Annotated in this window: 18 protein-coding genes and 2 pseudogenes; all 20 read left to right on the forward strand. The window is 52.2% G+C overall.

Annotated elements, in window-relative coordinates; translation table 11 throughout:
- The first annotated feature begins 9 nt into the window (after positions 1-9).
- Positions 10-1605: a glycoside hydrolase family protein gene (locus tag SCARR_RS00695; protein ID WP_136059623.1), complete on the forward strand. Its 1596-nt coding sequence runs from the start codon at positions 10-12 to the stop codon at positions 1603-1605.
- A 15-nt stretch (positions 1606-1620) separates the two neighbouring features.
- Positions 1621-4176 carry a glycoside hydrolase family 2 protein gene (locus SCARR_RS00700; RefSeq protein WP_136059624.1) on the forward strand — a complete coding sequence of 852 codons (2556 nt, stop codon included), beginning with the start codon at positions 1621-1623 and terminating at the stop codon, positions 4174-4176.
- 31 nt (positions 4177-4207) lie between these two features.
- Positions 4208-6025 carry a right-handed parallel beta-helix repeat-containing protein gene (locus tag SCARR_RS00705; RefSeq protein WP_222846115.1) on the forward strand — a complete coding sequence of 606 codons (1818 nt, stop codon included), beginning with the start codon at positions 4208-4210 and terminating at the stop codon, positions 6023-6025.
- 19 nt (positions 6026-6044) lie between these two features.
- Positions 6045-7670, forward strand: coding sequence for a sulfatase family protein (locus SCARR_RS00710; RefSeq protein ID WP_136059625.1), 1626 nt, complete (start codon positions 6045-6047; stop codon positions 7668-7670).
- 50 nt (positions 7671-7720) lie between these two features.
- Positions 7721-9091: a sulfatase gene (locus tag SCARR_RS00715; RefSeq protein ID WP_222846116.1), complete on the forward strand. Its 1371-nt coding sequence runs from the start codon at positions 7721-7723 to the stop codon at positions 9089-9091.
- A 9-nt stretch (positions 9092-9100) separates the two neighbouring features.
- Entirely contained in the window at positions 9101-10765 is a 1665-nt protein-coding gene (locus tag SCARR_RS00720; protein ID WP_222846117.1) for a glycoside hydrolase family protein, read from the forward strand.
- A 262-nt stretch (positions 10766-11027) separates the two neighbouring features.
- Positions 11028-11177, forward strand: a complete 150-nt coding sequence (locus tag SCARR_RS27980) for a hypothetical protein (RefSeq protein ID WP_168432866.1) — start codon at positions 11028-11030, stop codon at positions 11175-11177.
- 85 nt (positions 11178-11262) lie between these two features.
- A pseudogene (locus tag SCARR_RS00725) lies at positions 11263-12615 on the forward strand (transposase); the annotation flags it as partial.
- 507 nt (positions 12616-13122) lie between these two features.
- A complete protein-coding gene (locus tag SCARR_RS00730; protein WP_136059627.1) occupies positions 13123-13386 on the forward strand; it encodes a hypothetical protein in 264 nt (87 codons plus the stop codon).
- 13 nt (positions 13387-13399) lie between these two features.
- On the forward strand, positions 13400-13729 hold the full coding sequence (gene tnpA / locus SCARR_RS00735; RefSeq protein ID WP_136059628.1) for an IS66 family insertion sequence element accessory protein TnpA: 330 nt from the start codon (positions 13400-13402) through the stop codon (positions 13727-13729).
- The gene (gene tnpB, locus SCARR_RS00740) at positions 13717-14064 is read left to right on the forward strand and encodes an IS66 family insertion sequence element accessory protein TnpB (RefSeq protein WP_136059629.1); all 348 of its coding nucleotides are present in this window, start codon (positions 13717-13719) and stop codon (positions 14062-14064) included. The genes tnpA and tnpB overlap by 13 nt, the downstream gene beginning before the upstream one ends.
- A 64-nt stretch (positions 14065-14128) precedes the next feature.
- Positions 14129-15652, forward strand: coding sequence for an IS66 family transposase (gene tnpC, locus SCARR_RS00745; RefSeq protein ID WP_168432867.1), 1524 nt, complete (start codon positions 14129-14131; stop codon positions 15650-15652).
- Entirely contained in the window at positions 15622-15903 is a 282-nt protein-coding gene (locus SCARR_RS29440) for a sulfatase-like hydrolase/transferase (RefSeq protein WP_222846118.1), read from the forward strand. Before tnpC ends, SCARR_RS29440 begins: the two co-directional genes overlap by 31 nt.
- Before the next feature lie 130 nt (positions 15904-16033).
- Entirely contained in the window at positions 16034-16396 is a 363-nt protein-coding gene (locus tag SCARR_RS00755; RefSeq protein ID WP_168432868.1) for a transposase, read from the forward strand.
- Entirely contained in the window at positions 16348-16800 is a 453-nt protein-coding gene (locus tag SCARR_RS00760; RefSeq protein ID WP_136059632.1) for a hypothetical protein, read from the forward strand. The genes SCARR_RS00755 and SCARR_RS00760 overlap by 49 nt, the downstream gene beginning before the upstream one ends.
- Before the next feature lie 260 nt (positions 16801-17060).
- Positions 17061-17354, forward strand: a pseudogene (locus tag SCARR_RS29195) (IS1595 family transposase); the annotation flags it as partial.
- Positions 17355-17476: 122 nt separating this feature from the next.
- Positions 17477-17644, forward strand: a complete 168-nt coding sequence (locus tag SCARR_RS29200; RefSeq protein WP_342803675.1) for a transposase — start codon at positions 17477-17479, stop codon at positions 17642-17644.
- A 57-nt stretch (positions 17645-17701) separates the two neighbouring features.
- The gene (locus SCARR_RS00770) at positions 17702-17974 is read left to right on the forward strand and encodes a hypothetical protein (RefSeq protein WP_136059634.1); all 273 of its coding nucleotides are present in this window, start codon (positions 17702-17704) and stop codon (positions 17972-17974) included.
- A gap of 394 nt (positions 17975-18368) precedes the next feature.
- Positions 18369-19184: a DNA-formamidopyrimidine glycosylase gene (gene mutM / locus SCARR_RS00775; protein WP_136059635.1), complete on the forward strand. Its 816-nt coding sequence runs from the start codon at positions 18369-18371 to the stop codon at positions 19182-19184.
- 224 nt (positions 19185-19408) lie between these two features.
- Positions 19409-19972, forward strand: coding sequence for a peroxiredoxin (locus SCARR_RS00780; protein WP_136062061.1), 564 nt, complete (start codon positions 19409-19411; stop codon positions 19970-19972).
- The last annotated feature ends 77 nt before the right edge of the window (positions 19973-20049 follow it).

A 20049-nucleotide genomic window follows, 5' to 3' on the forward strand; every position in this document is an offset into this window, starting at 1 on the left:
AGATTGGAAATGAAATATATCAAACACATAGTTTTGTCCGTTCTGATTGCGAGCTGTTCTTATGCCGCGTATATGCCACCGGACAGTTATACCGCTCCGTCTACGACAATCATTTTGGGCAGTTCCGGTTACCAAATGGATGCAGATGACGATTCTCTGGGTTTCCAGAAAGCGATTGATGATGTGCATGCCAACGGCGGCGGACATGTTGTCGTACCCGCCGGCGAGTATCGTGTGACGGGGTTGGTGCTGAAAAGTGAAGTGCATCTTATCTTTGAAAATGGGGTATCGCTGCATTTGCCCATTGAGGGGCCGAAAAAGATGTCCACCATCATGTTCAGCATCGGCGCGAAGGGAAGCAGAGCGAATAACGTGTCGGTCAGCAGTCGGAATGAGTGGGCAGAGATCTACCTGCCCCTAAGTGAAAAGGGGCTGCGGGTTGCTGCTCTTTCCAATGTTGAAAACTTTTGGATTTCCGGCTTAACCATTCATGACAGCCGGACGGTATTCAGTTCATTAATCTTTGTCTGGTCCGGCGAGGAGGACGGCGTCGCGTTGCTTCCCAAACATGGCTTGATCGAAAATATCGTGGCTAAGAATGCGCACTACGGTTATGGCGCTTTGCAGGTGCATGCCGGGAATGATCTGCATTTTCGCAATATCACGGCGATTGGCGGCGTGGCCACCCGTCTGGAAACAGGATTGCCTCAGATGAACCTGGCCGCGTTCGGAAAACCGCGCGGCTATATTGGACTCGACGACATTGCCGTGGAAGACACGACGAGTGTGAACGGGCAGGCGGCTCTGATGATGGAGGCCCATACGGTGAAGCATGGAACCGTGGTGGCCCGGGATATCAAGGCGGACGGCAGTGAGTTCGCGGTGCATCTGAGCGGCGGGTTTGTATCTAAGCGGAAATATACCGCGGATCAAAAATACATGACCATTGATCCCGGCGAGCTGACCCCGGGCGATTTTGAATCCATCACTATCGAAGGGGTGACGGCTACGTATAGGGATCACGACATCGTTACACGATTTGTTCATTTCAAGGACTATCCCGAAGAGTTGCACGGGAAAATTACACAGATTGGGCGCAGTCTCTACGGCGAGCCGGGCTCCCGCGGCCCGTCAATTGCCGCTGTCTCCATTCCGGATGTAAACGATCCTGCTGTCAAGGTCACTCATGTGACGGCAAACGGATTTAAATATCATCCGGATATTATCAGTCACAAAAACCAGTACACGGGCAGTCTGCAGTCGCTTTCGAAAAAAGCGAAAATTGAAAATGCGCCGGATTTGCCGTGGGCCGGAGCCGATGTTGCCTTTGACGGTCCGTTGCTCCACAAGCCTTCTGCCTCAATGGGCAAGGTGTATGCGGGAACGCTTGCTGATACGGCCCTATACAAAGGGAAGAGCGATAAACAGCTGAAGTATTCGAAGCTATTCGGGCCGGACTGGCTCTCCGTTTCTGCGGACGGCAGATTGCGGGGAAAGCCCGTCCGTTCGGATTCAGGTGAAAATATTTTTACAGTGAAAGTTGATAGAGGGATGTCGGGATTCGACATTGCGAAGCTCCATATTACAGTAGGCGTGGGCAAATAAATCCAGAGGTTGGAAATGAAATATATCAAATACATCGTAGGGGCTGTTCTGATCACAAGTTGTTCTTTTGCGACGACAGTGCCTGAATATTCGAAAGCGGGATTCTTCGAGGTCGAAAAAAGCGGGCGTGACGTTTTTAATTTTAATATTGGATGGCGCCTGCTTAAGGGGGATGCCGCCGGCGCTGAAAAACCGGACTTTGATGATTCGGACTGGGCAGTTGTGAATTGCCCGAACGGATTGGAATATATCACCAGCGAGGCGAGTGGCAGTTGCAACTATCAGGGTCCGGCCTGGTATCGCAAGCATTTCAAAGTTGATAGCGACATCTCGGACAAGCTACTCAAACTCCACTTTGAGGCCGTGATGGGTAAATGCAAGGTGTGGCTGAACGGTAAACCGATCGGCGAGCATTTCGGTGGCTATCTGCCGTTTACGGTCAACCTCTCAGAACATTTGAATCCCGAAGGAGAGAACGTATTGGCGGTCTGGGCGGACAACAGCGACGATCCGACGTATCCTCCGGGCAAGCCGCAGACCGGTCTCGATTTCACCTATTTCGGTGGAATCTATCGCGATGTATGGATGATCGCCACCAGCCCGGTCTACGTGACCGATGCAAACCAAGCGAACAAGGTGGCCGGCGGCGGCGTTTTCACCGCAGTGACGGAACTCACCGATGAGTTGGCCGAGCTCAACGTGGCGGTCGATATTCAGAACGATTTTAGCAAAACAGCTAAAGTCAAAGCGGCGTTGACGTTGCTCAGCCCAGCGGGAAAGAAGGTTGCGGAAGAGTTCCAGACCTTGGAACTTAAGGAGGGCGCATCCGGGCAGGTTGAAAAGCAGTTTACCGTTAAGAAACCAAAACTCTGGGCACCCTGGTCGCCGGAGCTCTATCGGTTGGAAGTCAAACTGACGGATAAAAAAGGCAAGGCGCTGGACGCGGTAGCTACCCGGGTTGGCCTGCGCAAGATTGAATTCAAGGGTCGCGACGGACTCTATCTGAACAACAAACCCTATCCCGGCAAGCTGATGGGGGCGAACCGCCATCAGGACCATGCTTATGTGGGCTACTCGATTCCGAACAACGGCCAATGGCGCGATGCCAAAATTCTGAAAGACGCGGCTTGCGATATTATCCGGGCCGGGCACTATCCGGCGGACCCGGCCTTTATGGATGCGTGCGACGAGTTGGGCATGTTCTTTATTACGGCCACGCCCGGTTGGCAGTTCTGGAATGAAGATCCCATCTTTGAACAGCGCGTTTACGAAGATATTCGCGGAATGGTGCGTATCGATCGCAACCGGCCGTCCATCATTCTTTGGGAGCCGGTGTTGAACGAAACCATGAACCCGGGCTCATTTGCCATTAATGCCCATAACATCGTCCACGAAGAATATCCCTATCCCGGTGCCTATACCGCCTGTGACATCGATGTCGGCGGGCACGAAGTGTATGAAGTGGTCTACGGGCACGCTTCTTCTCCTGAGGTTTATCTAAAAGAAGAGCGGAGCGTTTTCCAGCGCGAGTTCGGTTCCGTCAGCGGTGTGAATACACCCAACCGCATGAACAGGGCGTGGGGCGAGGCGGCACAGGTCATGCAGGCCAAGCAGTATGCAGAATCCACGCTGAACAAAGCTTCATGGGAAATGATTTGCGCGCAACCTCGCCAGTTTGTGGGTGGGGCGCTTTGGCACTCCTTTGACCATTTTGCAGGAAAACATCCGCGCCCGTTCTATGGCGGGATCACGGATGCCTTCCGTCAGGATAAATATTCCTACCACATGTTTGCCAGCCAGCGTGATGTTTCTGAAACCACCGAGCCGATGGTGTATATTGCGCATGAGGTCGCTCCGTTCTCCAGCAGGGATGTAACGGTATTCACCAACTGCGAAGAGGTTCGGCTTTCCGTGAACGGCGGCTACCGTGTGTTTCAAAAGCAGGTGAAACATCCCTACAGAACCAAAGGGCACAACCCCAGAACTTGGGAAACACGCGATGCAAAGCGAGTTTGGGCAACAGCACAAAGAACTTCCATGCCGCATCCGGTCGTTACCTTTAAAGATGCCTTCATTTATGAAGACACGATGCAGCGTCCGCTTAAGTCGGATGGCAAACCATGGCCGGCGGATCTGCGAGTCGAAGGACTGATCGGCGGAAAAGTAGTCGCGACCGCCATTAAAAAAGTTCCCGTAAACGGGGAGCAGATTGTGCTCAAGCTTGAAGACCGCGGCGTTCCGCTGACCGCCAACGGTTCTGACTTTGTGATGGTTTCGGCCTACACGGTTGATAAAAGCGGCTCGCTGGTTCGCTACCAGAATGAATCAATCAAATTTGAAGTAAGCGGCGAAGGTGAAATCATCGGCGATGAATCCATCGATGCCAATCCGCGCCGGATGGAATGGGGCTCCGCACCGTTGTTGGTGCGTTCTACCTTGAAACCGGGAAAAATTAAAATCCGCGCATCGGTACTTCGGGAAGGCCCGGCAACGATTAAGGCCGGCGAGCTGGAAATCGAAAGTGTACCGACCGCCGACCGGTTTAATTTTGTTGAAATCGGTTCTGAATAGAGCAACGACACTTCCAACCCTTGGGATAATTATGAACGCTAGACACACAATGCGAATCACTCGACTTATGGGAGCGGCGCTGCTTTTGACCGCTTATGGTGCCGAGGCGCTCCAGGTAATTAAAATTAAGCCCGAAAGCGGCGATATGACACCGGTGGTTCGCCGCGTTCTGGAAGGGGCATCGGATTCGGAAGTAAAGCTGGTCTTCTCAAAAGGCACTTACCGTTTCCTTCCGGATCAGGCGGTGAGCAAATTTTATCACATCACAAACCATGATGACGGCGACAAGAAGATCATCTTTTATGTCGATGGACTCGATTCGATTGAAATCGAAGGGAACGGAGCCTCTTTTGTTTTCCATGGGCAGTGCGCTCCGTTCATCTTTCAAAACTGCGCCAATGTGACGATGAGCAACCTTACGATCGACTGGGACATCCCGTTCCTTTTTCAGGGGGAGATCCTTGCCGCTAATGCCAGCGAAGGCTGGTTTGATGCGCGGCCGCTTACGGAAGGATATTCCTGGAGTTTTGAAAATGGACATGTCTCGTTTCCGAATATCGACGGCTTTTCGTTTGAAGAATTCGGGCACACCTACGCGTTTAATAAGGAGACAAAAGATGTTGCCCACGGTGCCTCCGCGATGCGCCTGAGACCATCGAAAATTGAGGAGCGGAAGGGCGGTATCCTGCGTTTTTATCAGAAAATACAGAAAGGGAAGGAACCGCCGGTTGGAGCCGTTTTCGGATCCAAAGGCCATGTCAACCGCTACGCCCCGGCCGTATACGGCAAAGCCTCCAGCAATCTGGCGATGGACGGTGTTGTCGTTCATCATGCATTGGGGATGGGTTTCCTGTTTGAACGTTCGGAAAATATTACCGTGAAAAACGGCGGCGTTTACTTGTCGGAAGGAACAGATCGGGTGATCTCCTCAATTGCGGACGCAACGCATTTCAGCAACTGCAAAGGCCATATCCTTCTCGAAAACCTGCGTATCGAGGGCATGATGGACGATGGAACCAACGTCCACGGTACCCATGTTTCGGTCGAAAAAGCCATCGACTCGAAAACGCTGCGCATCCGCCTGGAACACAAGCAGCAGCAGGGAAATGTTTTTGCCGAGGCAGGGGATGACGTCTGGTTTATCCATCAGCCGAGCACCCGGCGGGCCGCCGTGAACAAAGTAGTTTCGGTAAAGAAGATTGACGCCACGTTCACTGATCTGACGTTTAAAAATGATTTGCCGACGGCCACGGCGCCGGGCGATGTGCTGGAAAACAAAAGCTGGAACCCGACCGTCACGGTCCGCGGTTGCAGCATTGGGAAGCATCGCGCCAGAAACCTCGTGTTTAAAACGCCCCTCAAAACCGTGGTGGAAAACAATCGATTCATCTCCTCCGACTTGGCATCGATCCTTTTTCGCGGCGAAACGTCAAGCTGGTTTGAATCCGGCGCCGTTGAGGATGTCCTGATCCAGAACAACCATTTTACCCTCTGCAACCACGGCGGCGCAGAGCAGGCCGTGTTGTACATCACTCCCCGGCACGGGAAAAACTTCAATCAGGACGAGCCCTACGACAAAAACATCCGTTTCATCAACAACACGATCGAAACCTTTGACAACCGCATCATCTGGGCGGATCGTGCGGACGGGCTGGTGATTAAAGGCAACACCATTCGGCAGACCAAAGATTACGAGCCGCTGCATCCCAACGCGCCGGTCTTTGAATTTACCAACTGCCGCAATGTGGAGCTCGTCGGAAATACCATCGAAGGCTCCTATCCGGAGATGATCCGGGCCGATAGAACATCGCGCGCCACCATGACAGTTAAGGATAATACAGGGCTTTAACAATAAGGAGAACCAACCCATGAAACTGAATAATAAAAAACAAAATACCAAGCCACTATTGCTTACTTGCATTCTGGCGCTTTGCTGCAACTCTGCCTTGGCAGGCGCGCGTCAGCCCGCTCAGCGGCCGAATATCTTATGGATCACGATTGAGGACTGGTGTCTGGATCTTTCCTGCTACGGCACCAAGGGCATAGATACGCCGCATCTGGATAAACTCGCATCCGAAGGCATCCGTTACGAACAGGCCTTCTCCACCGGACCGGTTTGCTCTGTGTCGCGTTCGGCCATGATGACCGGATTCTACCAAAACTACATCGGCGCGGGCCAGCATCGCCTCCTGAAACAAGAGAAGAAACCTCTGCCATACGGGATTAAACCTATCCCGCAGCTAATGCAGGAGGCAGGATACTTCACGGCTCTAATGAGCTGGAAGACCGACGTCAACTTCCTTCCCTGTACCCGGGAGGAACTCTTTATGGGCGAAGACTGGACTGAACGTGCGCCGGGCCAGCCCTTCTTTGCCCGCATCACCATCGGCGGCACTCATCGCTCCTGGATTCGCGATCCGGCTCGGCCGATCGACATCAAGGATGTTGAACTCCCTCCGTATTATCCCGACACGCCGTTCTGCCGCCGAGACTGGGCCAACGGTCTGGAGCAAATGCAGTTGGTGGATCGCGAAGTCGGCGCGTTGCTGCAACGGCTGGAGGACGAGGGCCTGGCCGACAATACGCTCGTCATATTTATCAGTGACCACGGTCGTTGCCACGTCCGTGGCAAGCAGTTCCTTTACGATGGGGGGCTGCGCATTCCGATGATCGTCCGCTGGCCGGGCAAGGTTAAACCGGGGCAGGTTAATGGCGACATGGTGATGGCCATCGACCTCTGCGCTACCGTGCTGGAAGCCGGTGGCGTTAAGGCTCCGATTCCGCTGCACGGCAAAAGCCTGTTCGGTGAGGACGTTAAAAACCGCAAGTATGTCTTTGCGGCGCGCGACAAGATGGATGAAACCCACGATTCCATGCGCGCAATCCGTTCCAAGGATTGGAAGTTGATTCATAACCTGATGCCGGAACGTCCCTACTGCCAGTACAACCGCTATAAAGAGGGCGGTTATCCGATGCTGGCGGAAATGAATGTAATGAATATGAAGGGACAGCTCACTCCTGAACAGGCCGCATTCATGGCTCCGTCGAAACCGGTGTATGAGCTCTTCGACCTTCGCAACGATCCGTTCGAGGTGAAGAACCTCGCAGATGATCCAAAATATGCAGAGGTCAAAGCCGAGCTGCTGGAAGAGCTGAATAATTGGCGCGAAAACGTGATCCTCGATCAAGGCGTAAGCGATCAGTTCCGGGCATTGAATGTTTATCCGGCAACGTGCCCAACTCCGACTGTGGACGCGTGGGTCGCTGAAAACGGGCAGCACTACGACTTCAACAAAACCGGATGGCCGAACTGGTATCCGACGAGGACGTTGGCGGAGTGGGAAAAGGCGCTGGAAATCTGGACGCCGTATGTTTTCCGGGAAGCGGGCGTAAACGTACAAACACCGCAATTCAAGATTATCCATTCAAAGAAGAAGCCGAAGAAAAGCACCAAGTTTGAGAAGTCGAAAAAGTACTTCGATGCGGGAAAATAAGACCCGTCTGAATGATGAATAGAATGTGAGAGGAATGAATGATGAAATGGATGAGTAGAATTTTATTGTGTATCGCGTTGTTCCTGTTGGTCGGTGTTGATGCTAAGTCGGCAAAGTCGAAGCCCAATGTCGTATTGTTCTTTGTAGACGACCTCGGCTGGAACAACCTTGGCTATCGTAACCCGGACCTTTTTGAAACTCCGAATATCGATCAGTTGGCCCAGGACGGAACGGATTTCCAGCAGGCGTATAGTGCCAGCCCGACCTGCAGCCCGAGTCGGAGCACGCTCGTTACCGGCAAGCATCCGGCGCGGCTAAAACTGGTTCGGCACATTCCAAGCGGCAAACATCCTGATTTCGATGAGTGGGACCGTACGGACGCGGAGTTCCATCTGCTGGAACAGGACCCCGCACAGTTTCCCAGCCGGAACTGGCTTCCGCTGGAGGAAACCACCTACGCTGAAGCACTGAAAAAAGAGGGCTACTACAGTCTGTTTGTCGGGAAATGGCATCTGGGGCATGAGCCTTACCATCCAGTCAAAAATGGATTCGACCGCCAGATTGGCACCAGCAATCGCGGTCATCCCAAGGGCTACTATCCGCCGTACACGCCTTTCAAGGAAATCTTCCCGGAAGAAACGGAGCGCTACCTGACCGACAAGCTTACCGATGAAACCGTCGGCTTCATTGAGGATTACGACAAAGAACAGCCCTTTATGATTTCGCTTTGGTATTACGGCGTTCATACGCCGAACACCGGCCGAAAGGATTTGGTTCCCCGCTTTGAAGGCCGGAAGGGACTGGAGGGTAAGCGTGCTCAATATGCCGCGCAGGTCATGGCGGTCGATGAATCCATCGGCCGCGTTCGTGCAGCACTTAAAGCCAGGGGGATCGATAAGAACACCGTCATCATCTTTACCTCGGATCAGGGCAGTCTCTATGAATGGGCTCCGTATCGCGGAGGAAAGCGCGTGGATACGCTTTGCGAGGGCGGCGCGCGCGTACCGTTTATTGTCAGCTGGCCGGGGGTTGCCAAGGCCGGCGTGCAGAATGACAGCATCATTCAAACGACCGACATTTTCCCAACGCTGGTTGAACTTGCTGGCGGCGATCCGGCTGAATACAAGGATCTGGACGGCACCTCGCTGCTTGCCACGATTAAAAACAACAGTGTATTGGAACGTGGCAAGCCGGTCTACGGGTACCGCGCCTATCAGGATCTCTATGTTTCCGCGCGGGAAGGCGACTGGAAACTGCTCGGCCACCGCAGCGGCAAGCTCTGGCTTTATAATGTGGAAGAAGATCGCGAGGAGAAAAATGATCTGGCCGAGAAAAATCCTGAGAAGGTTCAGGAGCTTGTTTCAAAACTGAAAGCTTGGGAAAAAGAAATGGGCGTCGAGCAGTATTCCGGCGTTCAGTAAGGAGAAATCATGAAACAACGTTTAGCATATTCACTTGTTTGCATATTTTGCGTTCAACTGGTCGGTGCAGCGGAACAACCACAACATAAGGTTCAGGTGGTGGAGCGTGAACGGCCCGCGGAGTGGAGCAAGCTGGTTTCGGGCGGCCGGTTCATGGACCTATTTCAACCCATGCCGGATCTCGGGGGCATGACCTCCGACACCTGGGGCGAAACCAACGTGGTGCCGCGCGACGTCAACAACGGCATCGAAGATCCTAAGTGGTCCTACTGGGGCGGAAACACACGCCTTGAGGCCGATGGGAAATATCATCTTTTGGTCGCCCGTTGGCCGGAGAATGCTCCGAAAGGACATATGTCGTGGAAAGAGTCTGTTGTGGTTCATGCCGTGTGCGACTCTCCATATGGCCCCTTCAAGGCCAAAGAAGAAATTGGCCCCGGACACAATCCAACGTGGTATGTAACCGAATCAGGAAAATATGTGCTCTACATTATCGACGGCGCCTATTTTGCTGATTCCATTAACGGTCCATGGATCAAGTCGGAACTGGACTACGACAGCCGCGACCGCAAGGCCACGAAGCAGAAAAACTATTTGGCCAACAACTCCTTCATCGAACGCGAAGACGGATCGTTCTTTCTGCTCAACCGGCATGGTCAGGCGTGGTTCAGTAAAGATGGAGTCTCCACCTACCACCGGGTGACCGGTGAAAATGTATATCCTCTTGCTGAAGGGAAATACGAGGATCCGGTGGTCTGGAAGGATGATGTTCAATACCACCTGATCGTGAACGATTGGATGGGGCGCATCGCTTGGTATCTGCGCTCCAAAGACGGCGTCAACTGGAAGGTTGAGCCGGGCGAAGCCTACGTGCCGGGAATCGCTGTTCACGAGAGTGGAGTCAAGGAGGACTGGTTTAAGTTTGAACGCGTACGCATGGTGCAGGATAAGTATGGGCGGGCCTATGCGGCCAATCTCGCAGTGATCGATGTGCTGAAGCACAGCGACCTGCCGAACGATAATCATAGCTCAAAACTGATTGTGGTCCCCATGATAACCAGTCGTTTGCTGACGGTGTTGAACAAGTATCCGCTCACGTCAATGCCGAAAACGGTTCGGGTTAAGATCCATGCGGAGCCTGGGTTTAATCCCCACACCGATGTGGAGGTGGACTCGTTGCGCTTCGGTGCTTCGGAAACGGTTAATTTTGGCGGTGGTTCCAAGGTTCGGAAAACCGAAAAAGACGGTGCCGACCTGATCGTATTCTTTGATGGGGAAGGGCATGGAGTTACGGAAGATAATTTTGCCGGAAAACTATTGGGGAAAAGCACCGACGGAAAACTGCTGTTCGGCTGGAGCCGGTTGCCGAAGGTGAAATACATCGAACCGATTCTTTCGTCTAAACTTCCAGTGTTTGGAAAAGACAAGATAGAGGTGGAAGTGCAGAACTTTGGCCAGGTTGCTTCCGTCGATGGCACCGTAACGGTGCTTCTGGACGATCAGGAAATTGCATCCGCATCCGTGTCGCCGCTCAAGCCGTTCGAAAAGACGGTCGTTACGCTGAAGACGTCAGGAAATAAGATCAAACCCGGAAAAAAATCCGTAACCGTTCGCACGGAAATCACTGGCCGGAAGCCGGAACTCCTGACGCGCGAGATGACTATTAAAAAGTAAAACTAGCGCGTGCTTCCATTCTGATGGAGCGCGCATCGTTTGGGTTTAGCACGCACCACACCGGGACGGGGTGCTGTAACGGCTCATACACGGGATAGTTTTGACCGCAAAGACGCAAAAAAAACGAAGAATTGAGAATCAGGTGCGCCGATATAATGGCCACCAAGAGGCTCAAAAGGCACGAAAACCTGTAGTTCTTGTCTTTGTGGTTTTTCGGTGCGCAATTGTTTTTCAATTGTGTGGCTAAACTCACAATATTTAGATGTCGGATCGATACAGATTAAACTATTACGTGTTGGCCGGTGCGGTAGGGACGGCTGGGACAGCCCGCCCTACCGAGATGGAGACGCTGGCCATGGTCCACATGCCCGGATTGGATGCCCTGCGTCCGGAAATCGTTAAGAAGTCCTAGCAGTCTGTCGGACTTAGCTTGCGAATAATATTTCAATATTCATGAGACTGTGCCAGTCTATGCCTGTCTTAACCAAAAGGAAGTGATGGCCACACGACTCAAGAACCTCGACCGCGACACCCCGATGCTGCTTCCGCCAGACCTGCGCGACTGGATTCCTCAGAAGCACATTGTGCATTTCCTGATCGATGCGGTGGACCGGCTTCCCGCTGGAGACTTCCGCTTCAACCTTCGGGGAACTGGCGACGAGCAGTATCCGCCGCGCATGATGCTGACTCTGCTGATCTATTGCTACGCCACGGGCCGCTTCTCCTCGCGCGGGATCGAGGATGCGACCTGGTCGGACGTCATCGTTCGCTACATCTGCGGCGGCAGCCTGCATCCCGATCACGACACGATCTGTGCCTTTCGCCGCACGAACCGCGAGCTGTTCGAAAAGGCTTTTGTACGGGTGCTGCTCATGGCGCAGGAAACCGCCGGTCTCAAAAAGGTCGGCACCGTGAGCGTCGATGGCACCAAGATCAAAGCCAGTGCCAGCAAGCATTCCGCTGTCAGCTACAAGCATGCCGGCGAGCAGGTCGAACTGCTGCGCAAGGAAGTCGAACAACTCGCCGCCAAAGCCGAGCAGGTCGATAACGTCCCGCTTGATGACGGGCTGAGCATCCCGGACGAAATCGTCCGGCGCGAAGACCGCATCAAGAGCCTGGAGCACGCCCGGGCAGTGATCAAGGCGCGCTACGAAGAGGAGCGCAAACAAAAACAGGCCGAGTACGAAGAGAAGAAAACGGCCTTCGAGGAAAAGCGTAAAAACAAGAAACCGCGGGGAAAAGAACCTAAACCTCCATCCGCAGAGCCGCCGGATAAGAAGCAATACAATTTTACCGACCCCGAAAGCCGCATCATGAAGGCCGGCAACGGCAGCCACTTCGAACAGGCCTACAACGCGCAGGCCGCTGTAGACACCGAAACCTATCTCATCGTTGGTCAGCTCGTCACCGATGCGCCCAATGACAAAGAGCAGCTCAATCCTGTTCTCGCAAGCATTCCTGAGGAAGCGGCCACTCCGGAAAGCGTATTGACCGATACCGGCTTCTCCAGTGAGAAGGCCGTCAAAGACGCCGAAACCGGTGGCGGGCCGACGGTGTACAGCGCCATGGCCAAAGGCTCGCACCACGTCAGCGTTGCCGACCTCGAGAAGCAACCGCTGCCGACCCCGCCGCCACCTGGCGCACCCATCAAGGAACAGATGGCCTACCGTCTCAAGACCCCCGAAGGGAAGGCGCTCTACAAGCAGCGCAAGCAAACCGTCGAACCCGTTTTCGGGGTTATCAAGGAAGTGCTCGGCTTCCGCCGCTTCTCGATGAGGGGGAAGGAGAAAGCCGAAACCGAATGGAGCCTCGTCTGCCTCAGTTACAATCTAAAGAAAATATTCAAGCTCATGGCGGCGCGTGCCCCGAAACACCCGGCGGCAACCGCAAAACAGCACGCCAATGCACTGTCGGCACATTTTCGGGCGTATTTTCAGACATTTTCTTGCTTCGCCCGGCCTTTGCCTCTTTTACTTGATAAGTTCATGCCGGGATGTCGCCAGTGCGGGGTTCTAACTCCGACAGACTGCTAGGGAGCAGACCAGCGCTAGGCCTCCCTGAAAAAGGGAAAGAAGAAATAGCGATAAAGGACTGGTGCCTTTGGTCTCGTGACCAACCCCCTTCACACGAGCAGGGCTTCCGGTGTTTGAAAAACTATTAACCGCGATAGAACACACAGAACGCAAAATGAACCACCGAATACACGAAATAGTTTTGACCGCAGTCGCAAAGGGCGGAAACTGGTTCAATCTTTGTTTCTTCGCGTTTTCGCGGTCAAAAAAGAATTCGCCTGTAGCAATTTAGGCTGGGGGATCATCTGTGCTGTTTGCATTGCATTCGGGGCGCCAAAGAAATATATGGATCTTTACGCCGGCGTTGAATTGCCGCCGATTCCTCACCCGGAGAAACCGGAAGGCCGGATAACGTGGCATGGCTCCAGCGAATTCAACTCCTACAACCGCTGGAATAAGGATCCCCGGAAAGACGCGGCATTCGCCACCGAAGTGCGGCGCCACTATGCCGCCTGCGTCAGCTATGCAGATAAACATGTCGGTGATATTCTGGCAAAACTGGGTAAACGCCTCTTCTTTCACCCCGTAGTCAGCTCCGGCAAAGCCTGATAATTTGTCAGGCATGGATACGAATGAAAACAATGTGTCGGGGCGGGCTTCCTATACGGAGGAAGAACGCCGGGAACTGATCGAGGAGTTTAATTCAGCGGGGCTGACCCAGGCGGCGTTTTGCCGGGAATGGAGCATCAACCCGAAAACGCTGGCCCGTTGGCTGCGAATTGAACGTCAGGAATCTGAGGTTGCTTTTTGCGAGGTGGAAGTTCAGCCCGGACCTCCTGAGATAGATGAACTGAAGATCTTTCTGCCGAACGGGATTGAGGTTCAGCTTCCAATTCCGTCACTGAATGAACTCGGTATGGTTCTGCGGGAGGCTGCCGGATGTTTGGATTAAGTAATTCAATCCGGGTATTTCTGGCGGTTGAGCCGGTGGATCTGCGTAAGAGCTTCAACGGATTGCACTGTGTAGTGCAGGATAGGTTAAATGAAGATCCGTGTTCGGGCACATTGTTTGTGTTTACGAACCGACGGAAAAACCGGATCAAGACGCTGTACTGGGATGGTACCGGCATGTGGGTTGCTATCAAGCGGCTTGAAAAGGGCTGTTTCAGTTGGCCTCAAGGCGTTGGCGCAGATGAAAAGCTTAGTCTTGCTCCGGAAGCGCTGGCCCTGCTGCTCGATGGAGTTGATCTAAAACAAGGCTCGCTCAAACCTTGGTATCAGCGCTGATTTTTTTTGCATTTTCCATCAGGTTGGTGCCGCATTTTCAACGTGTTTTGGTATAATGTACGGCATGAATTTTAACCGGGAAAATTTTGATCTGATGGTAAAGGAGCGGACGTCTCTGAATGCCGAAAACACTCAGCTCAAAACCGAAGTTAAACTGCTTAATGAGAAAGTTCAGTATCTGCTGAAAAAACTGTTCGGGCGCAGTTCCGAAAAGTTAAGCCCGGATCAGATGGAACTACTGCTCGATGAACTGCAGGAAGCCCAAGAGGCTCTGGAAATAGCGGAAGAGGCCGAACAGGATGATTCAGAGCCGGTTGAGTCCCGTCGAGGAAAGCGCAAGCCGCTCAAGGAACGGGTCCCGGAAGACCTGCCGGTTGAGCAGGTGATCATCATTCCCGATGAGGTTCAGGGAAATCCTGGTCGCTATAAAAAAATCGGGGAGGAAAAAGTACGGGAGCTCGACGTTGTTCCGACCCGGTATTTTATCCGTGAAATCATTCGAGAAAAGTTTATTGAGATTGATAACCGTGAAGTGCCGCCGCTGATCGCACCAGCTCCGGCAAGACTGATTCCAAACAGCTATGCTTCTGCCGGTCTGCTCCTACAGATCATTCTGAGCAAATATTGCGACCATCTTCCGCTCTACCGTCAGGAACAGGTTTTAAAATACCGCCACGGCATCGAAATCAGCCGCAAAACCATGGGCAACTGGATGTATCTTATCGCCGACTGGTTAACGTTGATCTACGAAGCACTGAGAAATGAAATCCGGCAAAGTGAGTATATTCAGGCCGACGAAACTTTTATCAAATACCAAGACCCGAAAAAGGACCATTGTCCCAATGGATACCTATGGGCCTATCACAGTCCAGGCGTTGGAGTGCTCTTTGAATGGTTTCCGAGTCGTGCTGCATCATGTCTTGATTCGATGCTGACAGATTACGCCGGTCTTCTGCAAAGCGATGGATACGGTTCTTATCCGTCATGGCTGAACGACCCGGCTCATGAACAGGAAAAGGGAAATATTATTCATGCCTGCTGCTGGGCACATGCCCGGCGTAAATTTCATGAGGCCGGGGATTCAATCAGCCGGAAAATTATCAAACTCATTGCGAAGCTCTATCGCAACGAAACCACGTTGCGCAAACAACCGGAGCTCGACCGGGCAACCTATCGGCAGGAACACTCTGCTCCAGTGCTTAATGAAATAAAAACCATTCTGGATCGTGAACAGAAAAAACAACTGCCCAAAAGCAAGCTCGGAGAAGCTATCAGCTATACCCTCAAACGCTGGGACAGCCTGAACCTGTTTCTTGAGCACGGGAAGCTGGAAATCGACAATAACCTTGTCGAAAATGCCATCAGGCCCACGGCCATCGGCAAGAAAAACTTCCTCTTCTTCGGCAGCCCCCGATCCGGTCAGGATAGCGCCATCATATACAGTCTCATCGAAACCTGCCGAAAACTCGACATCAACCCCGCCGACTATTTGCGGGATGTGCTCGAAGCCCTTCCAACCATGGGACAGAACGAAGCTGCCAGCTGGACTCCGGCTCAATGGAACTCATCCCGCGCACAGTCAGCATAAATGCTGTCAAGTGGGTGAACGAACAGACGCATACAAAACTGGCGGCAACCGGTGCGGACAAAGACACCATCATTATTCTGTGGGGCGATCACGGCTGGCACCTTGGCGAACATTCAATCTGGGGCAAGCACAGCTTGTTTGAAGAGTCCCTGCGCTCGCCGTTGATTGTTTATTATCCAGGGATTGGAAATCCTGGAGCAAAAACCGATGTTGTGGTTTCTGGAAGCGTTTTTTTGATTGTTAAAATTTAGGTATGTGGCCTCCACGTCCGGTCCGTATAGACTGGACTTTTCAGACCAATGAAAGGAGACCACACAATGGATAACGTATCACTGATCGAACTACTGGCACAAGCCGAGGATTCCGAGGCTGGAGCAGCGGTTGAATCATTTCTTCGAATGGTGGCACGAACGGGATCTGAGAAAGGCTGACTACGTTGTACTCATGCTCGACGGCATCGGACTTGGCAACGATCTCTGTGCCGTCGTAGCACTGGGTATTACGGTTGAAGGCGAGAATCATATCCTGGACTTTCAAATCGGTGCATCAGAAAATTTAGAGGTCTGCGCCGATCTGCTTAACCGCATTGAGGAGCGCGGCTTTAACCCTAAACGTCGATTGCTGGCTGTCACAGACGGTTCAAAAGCCTTGCGTAACAGCATCCGAAAGAAATGGCCTGAAGCGGTCATTCAGCGGTGTCTGATCCATACACGGACGAGACTTTTAAAGACAACGTCTTTTTAATTGAAAAAACAGTTAAAGGTGCGTTGTTTGCCAATAACGTTGTTTATACCGTGGGGAATATCGTTCATAACCGGGAAAAAAGTGATGATGCGGTTTCGGGTGATGCGCAGAAAAACAACCTTGTCTTTTTTAAGAACAATCTGTTTAGAAGGGAGTTTGCGTGGATGAGCGATCCATTTACCGTGACGGGGACGGTGGTTGCCGATCCCGCGTTCGTTAGAGCAGGCGGGGATTCAATCGAAGATTATATTCCGAAAAACAAGCAAGCATGCTCGACGGGAATTGCACTACAAAAGCTGCCGAGTGATGAGGTGGGGTTGATGGGCGGATTTGACTTGAAATATGACCTGTTCGGCAATGAGATTGATTTATCGAAGCCATTTATTGGGGCGATAAAACCCTGATGAAAGAACCTTTCAAATGAGGGGTACATGAAGGCGTGCTCTCATTCCTAAATCACAAGTTGAAATCATTTACTACCTACTCGGATTTATGTGAGAGAGAATGGATTATTTGGGGTAGGTTCAGATCAATCCTTTGCGGATGGCCACCGCCACATTGGTATTCAGGATTGGTTTTGGGCGGCCTATCTAATGGCGATGCATACCCCCGGGTTCAGCGCCAAGCAGCTGGAGCGATAACTTGGATGCCAGTACAGAACTGCATGGTTTATGCTGCGCCGCTTGCGACGGTCAATGATGCACGATCCAAACTAACAGGGGTCGTGGAGGTCGATGAAACGATCGTAGGAGGCCCCGTCAAGGGACAGCGAGGCCGTGGGGTAACTGCGGCGCCAACCAAAACATTGGCCTTCGGGGCCGTTCAAATGGTTGGATACATCGACAAACATGGCCAGGCCACTGAGCGGGCAGGACGCATTCGTTTATGTATCACAGGAAGAGCCGACGAGAAATCAATCGAGCGATTTCTGGACCAGAATGTAGATGGCGGATCGATGATTAGAACGGATGGCTGGAAGGGGTATTCAAAAACGGCTCTTTCGAACTATCACCACGGGGAATCCTCAGAAATAAGGGCAACGACGCACATCCATCGATTTTCGGCAATCTCAAGACCTGGATCAATGGTACGCATCATGGGGTTGATCCGAAATACCTACAGACTTATCTCGACGAATTTACATTTCGATTCAATCGCCGAAAAACACCCATGGCCGCTTTTCAAACACTTCTGGGGATCGCTACTCAAAAAGCCCCACAAACATTGACCGATTTAAAGAACCCTTAGTCAAATGCATAGGCATGAAATGCAAATCTCTCCGGATTGTTGCAATCCTTTGGCCGAATGGAACTCTACTGCTACGATCGCTCGCTCAAAGAGAACGGGTTTGAGACCGCCGGCTTTAACTGGAGCCGTCGCAATGGAATTACAACTCCAGATATACCGGTTAAGAATAATCGGTTGGTCAGTCGGTATTATGGAACTATTGGCGCAAATTTTGCCAATGGCGCATCCCTGGATCATAAAAATGGATTATTTGCCACACAGATTGATAATGGGGCTGATTCAAAACGTCTGGCGTTTCCAGGATGTTTCATCAATGATCAGTTCTTTTGAATGGATTTTACGTGGGTTTTGCTTCGATGAATTTTTTTTGTTTGGCACCTTCGTTCCCCGCGGTTGTGGTTTTTGGTACCCGAATTTTACCATCTGTTTTGGATGGGTTCGGTCTCAACGGCGATTTTTTTTACTTATGTCACTCAGGCGGCTTCGTTTAGCATGCGGATCACTGTAAATTACCGAACAAAATGAGTCTTAGCGGGGCGAGTCGGTAAGGCTGCGGAACCTCCTGTTGCAAGAGCGCGCGGGCGATTGGAACGCCTGCGGTTTTGTGTGGAAACAAGGCCGTGTCAGTGCTGTTCACACTCCTCGCAGATCAGGCCGTTCCTCGGCAGAAAATGGATCGGCGGGATGGATCGTTGCGTATAGCGAATGAAAGAGGAGGACATGAATGCCGGAACTACCAGAGGTTGAAACGATTGCAAGGCAACTGCGGGAGAGGGGGGTTGAAGGGCGGGAAATTTTGTCCCTGAAAATAAACTGGGCGCGGACGGTCGAGCCGCTTTCGGCCGCGTCGTTTTCTTGGCAGGTGCGCGGAACCACGATCAACGAAATTTCCAGAGTCGGAAAATGGATGCTGTTTTCGTTGAGCTCGGGAAAAACCCTCATGATTCATCTCCGCATGGCGGGAAGCTTTTCAATGGAGAAGGGGGCGCACGACCGGATTGTGCTGGAACTGTCGGACGGTTTGAGTCTGTATTACCGCGACACGCGCAAATTTGGGCGTTGGAAGCTGGTGGACGATCCGCAGGAGATTCTCGGCAAGCTGGGACCCGATGCGTTGACGCGCCAGTTTACCCAAAAGTATTTTTCCGACGCGATGCGCAAGCGGCATCGGATGATTAAGCCACTCATCCTCGATCAGTCGATTGTGGCTGGCTTGGGAAATATTTATGCCGACGAAGCGCTGTGGGAGTCCAAGGTTCATCCAGAGCGGTTGTCAGACTCGCTTTCGGACGATGAATTATCGGCTTTGTTCAAGGCGATCAAGCATGTGTTGCGAGTCGGCGTCAAAAACCGCGGCACCTCGCTGGGTGACGGAAAGACCAACTACCGCGACGTGGAAGGGGAGTCCGGCGGGCACCGGGCGATGGTCAAAGCCTATGGCCGAGGTGGAAGGCCATGCAAAAGGTGCAAAACCACCCTCGAAAAAACCGTCGTTGCCCAGCGCGGTACGACATTTTGCTCCAACTGCCAGAAAATCTGATTTAGGCAAGGTGTTTCAATATCGATTGTGGGTAAAATTATTCTGCAATCTAATCATTCTTCCCTTTATTTACAGGCATTTTGTGAAAACATTAAAAAAGTATCCATATTCCTGTTTACAATCCGTACGGGAATGGTACTGTATTGCCGTTGTTTGGGAACAATAGTGCTAAATTAAAGGAGAAAAAAATGGAAAGCTTGGATCAAGATTTGTTCGATTTCGAAATGGTTAAAGTAGGCCAAAAAGTGACAGATTTCAAAATGGCGGCGTTTCAGAACGACGAAATCAAGGACATTCACCTGTCGGATTTTAAAGGAAAATGGGTTGTGCTTGTATTCTATCCGGCCGACTTCACCTTTGTGTGCCCGACCGAGCTCGAAGACGTGGCTGCCCTTTACCCGCAATTCCAGGCTGCCGGAGCAGAAGTCATTAGCGTCAGCACCGATACCGCCTTTGTTCACAAAGCGTGGCATGATACCTCCGATGCGATCGGCAAGGTAGACTACCTGATGGGTGCAGACCCGACCGGTTCCGTTAGCCAGCTGTTCGATGTCTATATCGACGAAGAAGGTTTGGCCCTGCGCGGCACCTTCATCATCGACCCGAAAGGCATTCTGAAAACTGCTGAAATTCACGATCTCGGCATCGGCCGCAGCGCTGCGGAAACCCTCCGCAAGCTGAACGCCGCAAAATTTGTCTACGAACACGGCGACCAGGTTTGCCCTGCAAACTGGGCTCCGGGTGCAGACACCCTGACTCCCGGTCTCGACCTCGTAGGAAAGATCTAACTTCCCCTGGTTAGTAAACACCCCACCCCGGCCCCTCCTGTGCAATGCAGGAGGGGCCTTTTTTATTTTCCCGCCCG

Origin of the sequence: Pontiella sulfatireligans (assembly GCF_900890705.1) — a bacterium.
GTDB lineage: Bacteria > Verrucomicrobiota > Kiritimatiellia > Kiritimatiellales > Pontiellaceae > Pontiella > Pontiella sulfatireligans.

Excerpts from the sequence above, each read along its gene's own strand:
- SCARR_RS00695 (WP_136059623.1), top strand. The coding sequence starts at position 10 with ATGAAATATATCAAACACATAGTTTTGTCCGTTCTGATTGCGAGCTGT.
- SCARR_RS00700 (WP_136059624.1), top strand. The coding sequence starts at position 1,621 with ATGAAATATATCAAATACATCGTAGGGGCTGTTCTGATCACAAGTTGT.
- SCARR_RS00705 (WP_222846115.1), top strand. The coding sequence starts at position 4,208 with ATGAACGCTAGACACACAATGCGAATCACTCGACTTATGGGAGCGGCG.
- SCARR_RS00710 (WP_136059625.1), top strand. The coding sequence starts at position 6,045 with ATGAAACTGAATAATAAAAAACAAAATACCAAGCCACTATTGCTTACT.
- SCARR_RS00715 (WP_222846116.1), top strand. The coding sequence starts at position 7,721 with ATGAGTAGAATTTTATTGTGTATCGCGTTGTTCCTGTTGGTCGGTGTT.
- SCARR_RS00720 (WP_222846117.1), top strand. The coding sequence starts at position 9,101 with ATGAAACAACGTTTAGCATATTCACTTGTTTGCATATTTTGCGTTCAA.
- SCARR_RS27980 (WP_168432866.1), top strand. The coding sequence starts at position 11,028 with ATGTCGGATCGATACAGATTAAACTATTACGTGTTGGCCGGTGCGGTA.
- SCARR_RS00730 (WP_136059627.1), top strand. The coding sequence starts at position 13,123 with ATGGATCTTTACGCCGGCGTTGAATTGCCGCCGATTCCTCACCCGGAG.
- tnpA (WP_136059628.1), top strand. The coding sequence starts at position 13,400 with ATGGATACGAATGAAAACAATGTGTCGGGGCGGGCTTCCTATACGGAG.
- tnpB (WP_136059629.1), top strand. The coding sequence starts at position 13,717 with ATGTTTGGATTAAGTAATTCAATCCGGGTATTTCTGGCGGTTGAGCCG.
- tnpC (WP_168432867.1), top strand. The coding sequence starts at position 14,129 with ATGAATTTTAACCGGGAAAATTTTGATCTGATGGTAAAGGAGCGGACG.
- SCARR_RS29440 (WP_222846118.1), top strand. The coding sequence starts at position 15,622 with ATGGAACTCATCCCGCGCACAGTCAGCATAAATGCTGTCAAGTGGGTG.
- SCARR_RS00770 (WP_136059634.1), top strand. The coding sequence starts at position 17,702 with ATGGAACTCTACTGCTACGATCGCTCGCTCAAAGAGAACGGGTTTGAG.
- mutM (WP_136059635.1), top strand. The coding sequence starts at position 18,369 with ATGCCGGAACTACCAGAGGTTGAAACGATTGCAAGGCAACTGCGGGAG.
- SCARR_RS00780 (WP_136062061.1), top strand. The coding sequence starts at position 19,409 with ATGGTTAAAGTAGGCCAAAAAGTGACAGATTTCAAAATGGCGGCGTTT.